This window comes from Gilvimarinus gilvus (assembly GCF_030518155.1).
GTDB classification, from domain to species: domain Bacteria; phylum Pseudomonadota; class Gammaproteobacteria; order Pseudomonadales; family Cellvibrionaceae; genus Gilvimarinus; species Gilvimarinus gilvus.
Genome location: NZ_JAULRU010000220.1, coordinates 1 through 13,485, shown reverse-complemented (window position 1 = coordinate 13,485; position 13,485 = coordinate 1). Strand labels below are relative to the sequence as shown.

The window sequence follows — 13,485 nt, the reverse complement described above, 5'->3', positions numbered from 1 at the left end:
CGCAGCACGCGCGTTTAGAATGTCGCTCGTACACCGACGGAATAACGAGCTTCGTATTCATTTTGCCACGCAAACTGGTCTTTCCATTCCAGATAGTAAGTTTCTTTTTCTCCGGTAATGTTTGAGGCATTCATAAAGACGCTGATGTTGTCATTTATGTCATAGCTCGCAGACGCATCAATGTAGCTTGTTGACTCTTGCCACAAGGTGCCTGAGCCCCAGGTTTGGTTGAAACCAACCACGCGCTCACTGCGGAAGTTGTAAGCCAAGCGCGCCTGAAATGGGCCGGCTTCGTACCAACCTACTAAGTTGAAGACATCTTCCGAGTTGTCCTGGAAAGGCAGGTCGTCACCGTTTAAGCCGATATTGCCCGAAGAGCTAGGCGAATAGGTGTAGTTGGCATCAATACCAAAACCACTGAGCAGGTCAATGTCGGTAACGTCGGCAAAGGCTAGCTTAGCGGCTAGTTCAACACCTTTGAGAACGCCTCCATCACCTTGCACACTGGTTGAAACCGGCACGGTACGGCGTACGACACCGTCCTGGTCGGGCAGTGCCATATCGACGCTACCGCTTTCGATAAAGCTTTCGACGTCCACGTAAAACCAGCCAACGGACAGGGCGCTTGCACCTCCCAGGTAATACTCCAAAGACAAGTCGTAGTTAGTGGCTTGCCATGGGTCGAGTGCTGGGTTGCCATCGGCGTTGCCGCCAATCACGATAAACTTGTTGTAAGTCTCGCTGTCTGGGTCCGAGTCGATGGTGTAATTGGGGGCAAGGCCTGCGCCCCACTGTGCCAAATCAAGCGGCGCCATGGTGCGGTTGTAAGAGCTGCGTAGCACAAGGTTATCGGTTAAGTCGAAGCGCAAGTTGAGGGAAGGCAGTAAGAAGTCCAACGAACGCTCAGTGGTAACGTCACCGGCATCCAGTGACGCTGCGCCGTAAGGCTGAGCTGCGCCCACTTGGTTCTGTCGTACGGTCAGGTCAGCATCGATGGCTTTTAAACCAAAGTTACCACTCATAATCCCAGTTGCGAAATTCGCTTTTGCGTAATAGCTGATTTCTTCCAATTGTACGTTGAAAGAGCGACCTGGGTTAATGGAGCGGAAGGTGCCTGGGTACAAGTCACTGTGATAGGCCTCAACGTTTTCCATGCTCGCTGGGTTAACGGTCCAGACTGCCGGAATACCTGATACGCCACCGAAGTCGGAAACCTGAATCGCGTCGAGCTCAGCGATTGGGGTCGGTATACCGGCCGTGTAAAAGTTCTCACCGTCACCCTGAGTACAGGCATCTTCAATACCGCCGCCGTTCAAGGTAACGTCAGTTGCTTTCCACTTAACGGCGCACTGCGCCTCGCCGATAGGAGACAGCAGGTCGAATTCGTAGTTGTCCACTTCGCGATCGCTGGCGCGAACACCAAACTCAATAGAGGTGATAAATAAATCATCAAAACGCCATTCGCCATCGAAGCGGGCAACATCAAGCTCGCCATCACGGGTGAAGTTGTTCTCAGAGGTTAGGGCGCCCAATGCGTAGCTATTAACGTCAGAAAGGTAGTCGCCTATGGAGCGCGCGTTACCCATGACCTCACCATTGGGGCCAATGTTGGCATTGTTGTCAAAGCCACTCCAGCTCGGGTTGTCGCCTGTGTAATTCACAGTCATCTGAGGGATGCCCAGGTAACCGCCAGGGTTGGTTTGCAATTGGCCGTCGGCGCAGTCGCCTTGTTCGCCACGGGTGCCCGCGGGGTAGTACTGACACTCAACACCCCACTGATTACCTTTGGCAAGGTCAATATCCATATAACTGTTTAAGCGCTCTTGCTCGGCTTCCCCGTGCACCAATAGCAAGCTGCCGGTAAAGGCATCGCCATTATCGTAATTAAGCTCGACGTTATAATTTTGTGACTCTGCGGTTTGCGCTTGCACGGCTGAATAGGACTTTACGCGGCGCCCCAGGCCCGTGTACTCCTGCACTGTGTGCAATGTGTTGCCATCGGCAATGGCGTCTTTTTCGGTGTAAAGAGTTGGGTCAAACCAACCCCAATTTTGCCATTTGTCGGAGTGCGACAAGCCCATCTGTAAATCGTTGTCTTCCTGGTCGGTCATTAATGCTTCGGCAATTAATTCGAAACCGCTACCTAAATCTACCTGAATCGCAAGATTAGCACCGGTGCGGTCGCGTTCTGTGATTCGGTTGTAGGCGGTGTGTCCTTGATAAGACCAATAGGTATCATCCAGCTGGCCGTCGCCATTAATATCGACGTTGCCGTCCACAACGCGGTCGTTAAAGGTCGGGTTGCCGTTGGCAGCCCAGCTGTAAGCCCAATGCTCACTGGCAAACCCACTCCAACCACCATCGCCAGCCATACCAGCGTAGTAGTTCGCGAGGGTAGATTGCTGCTGGCTGATCGAAGCCATTACGCCAACTCGATCAGACTTCCAGTTGACCACCAAGTTGGCTGATGGGTCAGACTCTTGAGTATCGACGCCCTGGGCGAGGGTTGCGGCACCAGAGATGGTAAAGCCGTCGTCAAAATCAAATGGGCGGTAGGTCTTTAGGTTAACAATACCGGTGATACCGCCGGCGTTCATGTCGGCGGTTTGCGCCTTGGCGACTTCGGCGCCGGAGAACAACTGAGAAGGGATATCACTGTAGTTGGGCTGTACTGTCGTCAGTGAATTGGCACCCAGGTAAGATTCACCATTGAGGGTGGTCAGTACCTGTGGCATGCCGCGAACATTCAGTGATGTGCCTTCACCCGCGGAGCGGCGAATTTGTATGCCGCTGATGCGCTGGAGCGAGTCGGTAATGGTAATGTCGGGTAATTTACCAATGTCTTCAGCGGCAATCGCATCCACGACCGAGTCGGCATCACGCTTGATGTTAACCGCTGATTCTTGGGCGGCGCGCACGCCGGTAACGACAACTTCTTCCAGCATGCCACTTTCTGTGCCTTGAGCAAGCACGCCTGTGCTACCGCCTGCCAGCGCTATAGAGGCGATAGTGCGCGCCAGTAGTCGCTTATTGAAAGCTGTATTTTTCATCGTATGGTCTCCTTATCATTATAGAAGACACCTGCGTGTATGGGCTGGGAGTACAGGTGCCAGTTCGTCTTTTTATACAAATAATATGTAACCGGTTACACTTCGGGCATATAAAAACCCAGCGAGGCTAGGTTTAAAAATCGGCCTTAAGTCGCGATATGTTGCTATTAGGCCGCTATAGGCTGACTTTTTTTTTAAACGCTTTGCCGAAATCAATGGGGTTTGATTTCCGTGAAATCGGTTACATGGGAAAATAGCGAATGAAAGGCGAAATATCAAGGATAATTTCAGAGCTTTACGGATTTTAAAGATAGGTGGGCATAACTTGTTCGGAAATAGCGCCAACTTTAACTGTAGGTAAAAAGTATTTTCATATGAAAATGTTGCACCGCTGCAATTTGTGTATTAGTGTATTAATACACATGCAAGTGTATTGTGTTGTTGAGTTATAGATTTGGAACTTACAAGAGTGAAATAAACATGGAAACTGAATCAAATATGACGGCTGGGATGATTTCCCCGGCCGATTCTGTCAAATCCGAACCGGAGTCCGAGCCGCGCCTGCCGACGCCGGGTAAAGGTGTGGCCTGGTTTACATTGTTTGCATTGGTGTACCTAATTTCTGCCGTAATGTATTTCTTTGGCGTGGGCTTTTATGCCGCTGCATCTCAGCCTGAGTTATCGCCCGCGCAAATTCAAACCTTTGTGACCAGCCACGCGGAAAGTCTGCAGGGGCTGTCGGGTATGTACATTGTGCAATTTGTCTGTCTGGTGCCGATGGTGTTGTTAGCGAGTCGGTTTAAGAGTCAAGGTTGGCGTCAGACTCTCGCGCTGCACTCCGTGATGCCTAAACAGCTATTGTTTTGGTTGGGCATATGGGGCAGCTATCAAGCGGTTGCGATCACTTTGCACTATTTTGTTGACGTGGATCGGGGGGCATTTCTGCAGCAAATGAGCGGCTCGGGTAGCCTGCTAATTACGGCTGTGGTCGTTTTGTTGGCGCCGATTCTCGAAGAAATTATCTTTCGCGGTTATTTGTTTAAGGCGTGGCGTCACAGTGCTATCGGATTGACCGGAACACTATTTGTCACCAGTGCCTTGTTTGTCTCTTTACATCTTGGTCAGTATGGTTGGATATTACTAACGCAATTGTTTGTGTTCGCCATTATCCTCGGTTTGGCTCGGGAAAAGACCGGCTCGTTGGTGACACCCTGGGTTTTACATTTAGCCAACAATCTTTTTGCCAGCCTTATGATTACCTATATTGGAGTGGAGCTATGAGTGCTGATCAGGAGAAAAGTATGACCGGCACAACATTACAAGCGAGCCAGCTGCAAAGAATGCTATCGGGGCAAACCATTTTACAAGATATTTCGCTAACGGTTGCGCCGGGTGATGTTGTGGGCTTACTTGGAAAAAATGGCTCGGGTAAAACCACTTTGTTGGAAACTTTGCTTGGCTTTGGCTTTGCCTCATTTGGCAACTGTTCAGTTTGGGGGGAAGAGTCGACTAAAATGTCCAGCGACTGCAAGCAGCGTATCGGTTATGTGCCACAGCGCGATGAGCTGCCCGGCGAGATGACGGCAAAGCAGTTATTTCATTTGTACCGACAGCTGCGCCCGCGTTGGGACGGTGACATGGTGGAGCGTTTGATGCCAGCATGGGAGCTCTCTGAGACAAAGCGTATTCGCCGTATGTCGGAAGGGCAAAAACAGAAGTTAGCCATTGTGTTGGCGCTGGCGCATCAGCCGGAGTTGTTGGTGTTGGATGAGCCGGTGGCATCGCTGGACCCTATAGCGCGTCGACAGTTCTTTCAACAATTAATGGACTATGCCTGTAGCGATAATAGAGCGATTATTTTTTCATCGCATATTGTCTCCGACATGGAGCGCATCGTAAATCGCATTTGGTGTTTGCAGGGTGGACAATTAAGTTGTGATCGCACGCTGGATGATCTTTATGAATCTGTAGTTCGGGTCAGTTACAAAGGTGAGCTAGCTCAAGCTCAAAAGGTGGCAATTGAGGGACTATTGCACAGCGAAGAAGATCGCGTTGGCGGGCAGCTTATTCTGAATAACTGGTCGCAGGGTCGATTAATCGCACTGCAAAATTGTGGGCTTGAGAATATCACCGTAAGTGGCTTATCACTGGAAGAAATATTTCTATATTTGCACGGAGCCAAACATGAGTAGCGTCAGCCAGTATCGCACCTGTCTGGCCTATTTGGTTGTACCGAATCGGGCCTATAGCATATTCATTCTCGGCCTGGTGTTGGCAACAACCGCTGTGTCGATATACCTGTATTTACGTGGGGCGGAGCGGGCGCTACAGGCCGGTTGGTTTTTCTTAACGGCTTGCTTTTCTGTCGGTTTATTCGTTTTGCCTTTCCGTATGCGGCAACTTCTTATGTCTCGAGCATTTGTTCTTTCCTCTGTTGGCCCTAGGGTGCTTATCGCCAGCGGGGCGTTCATTTGTTTGCTGTGGGCGCTGTGCGTGGCGATTGCTGTTTACTCTGTTGAGGGGCTCAGTATAGTTGCGGTAATACTGGTGTTTTGGGGCACTGGCAGCTTACTGATCGCAGGCGCCACGGTAGTGCCAGCGGCTTTCCTGTTAGCTTTTTCGCTGCTTATGTTTTTGCCCTCACTGCTCCCGGCAAGTGTCTCGCTGGCACCCTTAGCGCAGTCGTTTGAGTTGTGGTTGGGCTGCGTGATTGGTTTGCTGCTGGCATTGGCTTGCTGGGCGTCTCTGCACCGGTATGTTCAGAATCATCCGCTTGCTCCCTCGGAATTATCACTGGAAGTGAAGTCCAGCCACGGACCGTTTTTTACCTGGTTTGCCAATGTGCGCTTGAGTGGCAGTGACTTTGATAACTTCCTCAAGGTCGTACAGAATTCTGGTAGGCCCGTGCTGACTTTTGTCGTGGGCAGTGGGTTGGCGTGCGTGATGTGGGTGATCGGCGGTAGCATGCTTAGTTGGTTAAGGGGGGGCGAGTTTCTTTTCTGGCTTGAATTTGATAATGAGTCGGGCATGTTTTATTTGGGCTTTTTATTTATTCCTGCCGCTATGGCGTTGACAGTTGGTCAGTCGATTTTGCGCAAGACGCGCACTCTGTGGCTGATTCTTCCTGGTGATCGAAAGCGGCAGATGAAATATGTCGAGCGCGCTTTTGGAGTTTTTCTGGCCTCGGCTTTTACGCCGTTGGTGCTGCTAGCGCTGTTGGCCGGTGCATGGGGGCTGGTGCCGGTCGATAAAACAGCGGCGCTAATAACGGGCGCCACAGCATTCTCGATATTGCTGTTTTATTGGATCATGTTTATTTATGGTCGTGACGAAAGTTGGATTGGCATTGTTAACTTATTGGCTGCTCCTGCCCTTATAGGGATCGTCGGTGGTATTGCCGGTGCTCATACTGGAAGTTGGTTGTGGATGTACCTGTTGGCTGCGGTAATTGTGGGTTTGGTTTTAATCATCCGCATAAAACTCTATGCCCGCTGGGAGAGAATTGACTATACCCAACTGCTAACGGCTCGGCTGTTTTGAGGAGCCGTTGAAATGACACCCCAAAAAAATTGTTTACTTATTTGTTTTAAGAGGGGGAAGATGGCGCCATTCGTGCAACGGGCCCATTTAGTACTGTGCTACAAGCACTGTGTGTTCGATCGGAGGGCGCCGTGTTTATTCTAAATTCCGGCTCTGGAGTGCCCATATACCGCCAGCTTGTCGATCAGGTTAAACGAATGGTCGCCGGCGGTCAGCTGGCACCGGGCGATAATTTGCCATCGGTTCGCGAACTTGCCGGCACCCATGCAGTCAACCCCATGACCGTATCCAAAGCCTATAATCAGCTAGAGGCAGAAGGGGTATTGGTGCGCCGTAGGGGTAAACCTATGCAGGTTGCCAATCAAGTTACAGAGGCGGAAACGCCCCGTGTTATGCTTGAGCCCTATTTGGCGTCCGTGGTGCAATCGGCCGAACAACTGGGCCTTAACAAAGATGAATTGCCTGACCTGATGCGAGAGTATCTCGATAAGGAGAAATAAGTGGGAAATGGACTGAGAACCTTGCGCTTACTGGGCGCGGTCCTTATGGCGGGTACATGTGCCGCGTGTTTTGAAAATAAGCCAGAAGAGCTAGGCTCGAATGCTGTGTTGACTTCATGTGAGCGCAGCATGGATGATCCTCCGCCGGCGGTTAACGGCGCCCAGTGCGGCGTTATTTCCGTTCCGATTGACGAAGCAAGGCCCGAGCAGGGCACTATTGACGTCTTTGTAAAACGCTGGCCTTCTATCAGTGCTATTTCTGAACCCGATCCTGTGTTTGTTATTGCCGGTGGGCCGGGGCAATCGGCAACGCAAGTTTCCGATAGCTTATCCCAAGCGTTTTTCAATTTGCGTAAAAAGCGCGATATTGTTTTTGTTGACCAGCGCGGCACCGGCGACAGTTCGCCTATGCACTGCGACGGTGGCGAAGAGGATACTCTGGCCGTTTTGCACAAAGACACCCGCGAGGAAACACTTAACTTGCTGCGCCAGTGCGCCGACGAACACCGCAATCTAGCGCCCTTCGTCACTACGCCCTATGCAATTGCCGATTTGGAGCGGGTGCGTCAGGCGCTGGGTTATCAACACGTAAATTTATGGGGCGCCTCCTATGGTACCCGTGTGGTATTGGAGTATGTTAGGCGTCATCCAACTGTAGTGCGCTCGGCCGTTGTCGATGGTCTGGCGCCGGTTGAGCTGGCGTTGCCATTTACCATGGCGGCAAGCGCCAACCGGGCCCTGCAGAAAATATCCCAGCAGTGTCGCCAGAGCAGTGAGTGTAGTGAGCGCTACGGTGACCCCGAGCGCAATGCGCAGCGCGTTGCCGCGCAATTGAGTCAGCAGCCAGTGACTTTGGATATTGCTAACCCGTTAACCGCACAGCCGCAAACGGTAGTACTGGATGTCGAAAAATTTTCCTCGTTGATTCGAATGCTGATGTACGACCGGTTGGCAAGCAAGGTGCTACCGCATTTATTGGCAAGTGCGGCCGAAGGGGATTTTGCTTTGCTGGGTGAAACGGTTAGCCAGCTAATGAGCTCAAATATATTTGCGCAATTGGCGATGGGCATGCACTTTAGTGTGGTGTGTAGTGAAGACGCGCGTATTGCCAATGCGCCAAGCCCTGAGACTTTTTTAACCGTAGATTTATCGGATTTAATGCTGGAGGCCTGCAATTTTTGGCACAAGGGACAATTGCCGGAGGATTACTATCAGCCAGTTCGGTCCGAGGTGCCTACGCTATTGTTATCGGGCGAGCGGGATCCGGTGACACCGCCGGTTTGGGCGGAGAAAGTCGCCGAGCACTTAAGCAATGCTATTGTGCTGGTGGCGCCCGGTGCCCACCACGGTGTTACGGTGCAAGGTTGTGGCAGCGCGCTGGTGACTCAATTTATTCGCGATTTGCTATTAACCGAAGAAAAATTGGCGTGTGTCAATGATATTCAGCCTTTGGCGCCTTATTTAAAAGCTCAAATTGCTCAGGATGAGGAGGCTTTGCCGTGATCGAGATAGAACAAATCAGTAAAAGTTTCGGCAAGGTACAAGCGTTGAACAATGTCAGTATGACCATTGGTAACGGAGAAATCGTTGGGTTACTCGGGCTAAACGGTGCCGGTAAGACAACATTAATGCGCATTATCTACGGGCTACTGGCCCCGACCGTCGGAACCGTTAAGGTGGATGGTCTCAATGTGGCCACTCAAGCCGAACAGGCACGGTTGCAACTGGGTGTGCTACCCGACGGCGCAGGTTTGTATAAGCGCCTGACAGCGCGGGAAAATATTGCCTATTTCGCGCGCTTGCAGGGAATGAATGAGGCGGCTATTACGGACTCTACCGACCAGTTGATTGATATTTTGCGAATGGACAATATTGCCGAGCGCTATAGCGACGGCTTCTCCTTGGGTGAGCGTATGAAAACGGCCTTAGCGCGCGCTATTGTGCACAAACCGCAGCACGTTTTGCTGGATGAGCCTACCAATGGCCTTGATGTGATCACGACTCGGGCGGTTCGCGCGCTGTTGCGTCAACTCAAAAGCGAAGGTCGTTCGGTATTGTTTTCCAGTCATTTAATGTACGAAGTAGAAAACCTCTGCGACCGAGTGTTAATTATCTCGGGTGGTCAGCTGGTGGCGGGCGGCCGGGTAGAGGATGTACTGCATTCGGCGGGCTGTAACAGCCTGGAAGAAGCTTTTGTGGCTCTGTCGCAGGCGGAGGTAAGCCATGTGGTTTAAGCAGTTACGAGCCGTTTGGAACAAAGAGTTGGGCGATGCCGTGCGTGATAAGCGCGCTATGAAAATTGCCTTTTTACCTCCCGTCTATATGGTGTTGTTTTTCGCCGTGGGGATCGGTTTTGCTATTCATTTGCAAAACAATGAAGAGCGCGATATTGAGATTCATCTTGCCGGGCAAGATGCCCCTCTGGAGGCCTGGCTAACTGAGAACAGTATTACGCTTAACCCAGCCCCGGAAGACCCGTACGGTGCGGTCGAAAGCGGTGAGGTGGAGTTTGTGTTGGTACTTAACACCGAGCCCGTTGCCGCTGGCAGCAAGGAGCCACGTTCTGCCACAATGGTGTACAACGCCTCCAATCAAAGTGTGCATGGCTCTGTCGGTGAAGTGCGGCGCTTGTTGTACCAGTACAACAGTATGGAGGCCGGCATTAATATTCTCGCGCGTGGCTTAAGCCCTAAGCTTATAAACCCTGTCAGCGTACGCGAAGCCAATGTGGCGAGCGATCAGCAAATGGGTGGGCTAATTTTAGGCGGTGTGCCGTTATTGTTATTGATGTGCGCGATGATGGGCAGTGTCGGTTTCGCGGTGGACATGACCGCCGGTGAGCGCGAGCGCCATTCGCTTGAGCCCTTGCTGATCAACCCCGTGCCATCCATGACACTTATTCTGGGTAAATGGTTAGCCGCTGTCGCTCTTACCTTGGCGGTAGTTTTGGTGTGTATTCTATTGATGAGTATCGCGCTCTACTTTTTGCCGTTCGATAAAATCGGCCTGCGCGTATCGGTCAGTGCCGGCGCTATGCTGGGAGTATTTCTTTCATTAATGCCCATAGCTGCCATTGCTGCAGCATTGCAGTTGGTGCTCGGTATATTGTCGCGCTCGTTTAAGGACGCGCAAACCTATATGAGTTTCTTAATCGTATTGCCCATGGTGCCCTTTTTTGTGGTGGTAACAAACCCGGGTATTTATGAGACATGGCATTTGTGGGTACCCATGCTGGGGCATCAAACCGTGCTGCGCAATTTGCTGTTGGGCGAAGGAGCCGAATTTATGGCATTTATAGCATTCACTGTTAGCGCAATACCGGTTGTTTTAATCGCATTGTGGCTGGCGGCTAAACAGGTTCGCCGGGCGAAAATTATCTATGGCTAAGGTTCGCTACTTGCGGCTAGGGGCCGCGTCGGCACTGCTGTTGTTACTGGTATCGAGTTGCTATTACTTGCAAGCGCCCGATGTACCTATGCCGGCTCGTTATTACGCCAAATCTAACGGTTACCAAGGTGATGATCAGCCGCCAGCAAAGCACCAACGTGACCTGATCATTATGCTGCCCGGTATGGGCGACCGAATCGATCGCTTTGCAAAGGAAGGGTTAATTGATCAGTTGGCCAGCGCGGACATTCCGGTGGATGCGGTCGTGGTCAATGCGCATTTTGCCTATTACCGGTCTCGTTCGTTTTTACAGCGTCTGCAACAGGATGTACTGCAGCGCGCGGCACAGGCGGGCTACCAGCGGGTGCATTTGGCTGGGGTATCTCTGGGTGGGTTTGGCAGTCTGTTATACTGGCGCCACAACCTTGATAATCCGACCCCGGGCTTGCCGATAGCCAGCGCACTCTTGTTAACCCCATACGTCGGGGAGCCGGAATACTATGCTCATCGGGTAAACCTTGAGCAGCCCCCCAGGCTTGTAATGGAAGAGAAGAATATTTGGCCGTGGCTGGACCAGCTAAGCCGGGCCCAAAGCCAGCATTGGTACATTGGTATCGCTGAGCAAGATGCTTTTTATCAAGGCAATCAAACCTTTGCCCAACAGTTGCCGAAGGACCACATATTTGTCACCGAGGGTGGCCATAATTGGAATTCCTGGCGTGCCTTATGGCCGCAACTGTTGGCACAATTTAAACGCGATTACTTTCAATCGCAGGAAGACGAATCACTATGACAGAAAAATTTCATTTAGAGGGCAGTGAATACATTACCCTCAACAACTTGCTTAAAGTGGAAGGTTGGGTAGAAAGCGGAGCGGTGGCCAAGCAGGTGATTGATGAAGGTATGGTCAGTGTCGATGGTGTTATTGAAACACGAAAGCGCTGCAAGCTGACGGTGGGGCGCGAAGTCTCATTTAATGATAATACCATTGTTATTGTGGAGTAAGTCATGACCTTGCAGTGGTACCCCGGGCACATGCACAAAGCGCAAAAAGAAATGCGCGAAGTTTTGCCCAAGGTCGATTTAGTGATTGAAGTACTCGACGCCCGCATACCTTTTAGCAGCGAGAATCCGCTCATTGCCAGTATTCGCGGTGATAAGCCTGTGGTAAAAGTGCTGACTAAGTCAGACTTGGCCGATCCTGACAATATCGCCTTTTGGCAAGAGTATCTCGATGCTCAGCGCCAAACCAAGACCCTGGCGGTCAGCACGCAGGAACCCGCCAGAATTCACACTCTGCCTGATCTATGTCGCAAGCTTACCCCAGAGAAAACCCGCGGCCTTAAAAAGCTCAAGGCGATGATTGTTGGTATTCCCAACGTGGGTAAGTCGACGCTAATCAATACGCTTGCTGGCAAAGCCGTTGCAAAAACCGGCAACGAGCCGGCAGTAACCAAGCGCCAGCAAACCATCCACATTGAAGACGACTTTGTTCTGCTCGACACTCCCGGCATTCTATGGCCTAAGCAGGAGGTAAAAAACTGCAGTTACCGTTTGGCCTTCACCGGTGCGATAAAAGATACCGCACTGGATTACGTTGACGTTGCTTTTTTCGGCGCCGAATACCTACTGGCGTATTACCCAGGCAGGTTGCAAGAACGCTATCAGTTGGCTGAACTACCTGAATCGAATCTGGAGGTGCTAGAGCTTATCGCCGCCCGCCGCGGTTGTTTAGGGGCCGGCGGCCGCGCGGACCTTAATAAAGTATCGCAGATATTCGTCAATGACTTTCGCTCCGGTGCCTTGGGGTGTATCAGCCTGGAAACACCCGAAGTGGTAGAGCAAGAAGTGGCCGAGGCGAAAGTGTTGGCCGAGCAAAAGGCCGAACGCAAAGCCCAGGTAAAAGCAGAGCGGAAAAAGCGCAGCCGCAAAAATAGATAGTGTTGTTCTCGGGCGAGGGATATTAACCTTGCCTTCAGGCGGGCAATACTCGCCTATCCCCCGCTGAAAAACGCCTCATGATATTTGTCGCTATAGCCTTATACACGCGGTTTTCGGTCAGTACGGTCTATTAAGGTAGTCAAAATAGTCGCCACGACACCTATCCTTGGGAGCTATCTAGAAAATTGAGAATCACAGCTTGTTTTCAAGTACTTAGAGGTGACTGTTATAGCCGGGATAGACGTCACGCCAAGACACCTATCCCAGGATGATTTATCGGCCTAAATGTTCAAAGCCTTGATCACGCGCGGGTTGTGGGATAGTGTCGTGTTTCTACTAATTCTGGATAGGTATCATGACCTGAGATTTGGCGCCAGGCACCTATTAAACTGTTAGGCATCAGGAATGATCGAGCACCGAATTATTCTGTACGTCGCATCTGCAATCGTAGGGACGATGGCAACTTGGTTGGTAATTTTCATACTTGGTATGATTTTTGTGCCAGACTTTCATGTTGTAGCAATGGTTATTCTACTGTTCGCACTCCCTACCGCGGTTGGTGTTTGCTTAATTGGATTTCCAATATTCAAAGCTTCTACAAAGTTTTTCTCTGAGCTTAATCACTATTTGAATGTATTAATTTCGGGTTTACTATCTAGCATTCTGCCGATGGCAGTCGCGGCATTCTTTGTATGTTATTTGCTTCAGAGCGAAGTAAACCTTCCACAATACTTTTCCTCAGTGTTGAGTGTTTTATTAGTAGGCATGCCTTTTTTTCTTGTTTCCTCACTAATCTACGCAAGGTGTTCAAAAAATGCCTAACAATCAGCGGCAGAGTGACAGCCAACGCTACGCACCTTTTGTGTTACTCGCTGGCGCTCAAACAATGACACAAAAGGTGCTCCGCACTGGCTGCGCCTGCGCTGGGCGTTGAGACTGTAGAAAAACTCCAAAAAATAGGTGTTTTTTGCTAAAATTGGCCATCGAATAAGGGACCGGTGCCATGCCAAACTTCAAAAAGTATAACTATAACCAAGACGCCATGGTTGTGATTAATTTCGAAGAGC

11 protein-coding genes are annotated in these 13,485 nt (G+C 50.8%); 10 read left to right on the top strand and 1 reads right to left on the bottom strand.

Annotated elements, in window-relative coordinates:
• Nucleotides 1-14 precede the first annotated feature (14 nt).
• A complete protein-coding gene (locus QWI17_RS02495) occupies nucleotides 15-3,050 on the bottom strand; it encodes a TonB-dependent receptor (RefSeq protein WP_302720914.1) in 3,036 nt (1,011 codons plus the stop codon).
• A 480-nt stretch (nucleotides 3,051-3,530) separates the two neighbouring features.
• On the opposite strand from QWI17_RS02495, the gene QWI17_RS02490 reads away from it, so the two are divergent.
• The 10 genes from QWI17_RS02490 (at nucleotide 3,531) to ylqF (ending at nucleotide 12,418) form a co-directional block, all read left to right on the top strand.
• Nucleotides 3,531-4,331 carry a CPBP family intramembrane glutamic endopeptidase gene (locus QWI17_RS02490; protein ID WP_302720913.1) on the top strand — a complete coding sequence of 267 codons (801 nt, stop codon included), beginning with the start codon at nucleotides 3,531-3,533 and terminating at the stop codon, nucleotides 4,329-4,331.
• A complete protein-coding gene (locus tag QWI17_RS02485) occupies nucleotides 4,328-5,242 on the top strand; it encodes an ABC transporter ATP-binding protein (protein ID WP_302720912.1) in 915 nt (304 codons plus the stop codon). Before QWI17_RS02490 ends, QWI17_RS02485 begins: the two co-directional genes overlap by 4 nt.
• Nucleotides 5,235-6,590 carry a hypothetical protein gene (locus QWI17_RS02480; protein ID WP_302720911.1) on the top strand — a complete coding sequence of 452 codons (1,356 nt, stop codon included), beginning with the start codon at nucleotides 5,235-5,237 and terminating at the stop codon, nucleotides 6,588-6,590. The genes QWI17_RS02485 and QWI17_RS02480 overlap by 8 nt, the downstream gene beginning before the upstream one ends.
• Nucleotides 6,591-6,721: 131 nt before the next feature.
• Nucleotides 6,722-7,090, top strand: a complete 369-nt coding sequence (locus QWI17_RS02475) for a GntR family transcriptional regulator (RefSeq protein WP_302720910.1) — start codon at nucleotides 6,722-6,724, stop codon at nucleotides 7,088-7,090.
• Entirely contained in the window at nucleotides 7,091-8,593 is a 1,503-nt protein-coding gene (locus tag QWI17_RS02470; protein WP_302720909.1) for an alpha/beta hydrolase, read from the top strand.
• Nucleotides 8,590-9,324, top strand: coding sequence for an ABC transporter ATP-binding protein (locus tag QWI17_RS02465; RefSeq protein ID WP_302720908.1), 735 nt, complete (start codon nucleotides 8,590-8,592; stop codon nucleotides 9,322-9,324). The genes QWI17_RS02470 and QWI17_RS02465 overlap by 4 nt, the downstream gene beginning before the upstream one ends.
• Nucleotides 9,314-10,477 carry an ABC transporter permease gene (locus QWI17_RS02460; RefSeq protein WP_302720907.1) on the top strand — a complete coding sequence of 388 codons (1,164 nt, stop codon included), beginning with the start codon at nucleotides 9,314-9,316 and terminating at the stop codon, nucleotides 10,475-10,477. The genes QWI17_RS02465 and QWI17_RS02460 overlap by 11 nt, the downstream gene beginning before the upstream one ends.
• Nucleotides 10,470-11,270 (top strand): alpha/beta hydrolase, encoded by an 801-nt coding sequence (locus tag QWI17_RS02455; RefSeq protein WP_302720906.1) that lies wholly within the window; start codon nucleotides 10,470-10,472, stop codon nucleotides 11,268-11,270. The genes QWI17_RS02460 and QWI17_RS02455 overlap by 8 nt, the downstream gene beginning before the upstream one ends.
• Nucleotides 11,267-11,482, top strand: a complete 216-nt coding sequence (locus tag QWI17_RS02450) for an RNA-binding S4 domain-containing protein (protein WP_302720905.1) — start codon at nucleotides 11,267-11,269, stop codon at nucleotides 11,480-11,482. The genes QWI17_RS02455 and QWI17_RS02450 overlap by 4 nt, the downstream gene beginning before the upstream one ends.
• A 3-nt stretch (nucleotides 11,483-11,485) precedes the next feature.
• Entirely contained in the window at nucleotides 11,486-12,418 is a 933-nt protein-coding gene (ylqF, locus tag QWI17_RS02445; protein ID WP_302720904.1) for a ribosome biogenesis GTPase YlqF, read from the top strand.
• Nucleotides 12,419-13,485 lie beyond the last annotated feature (1,067 nt).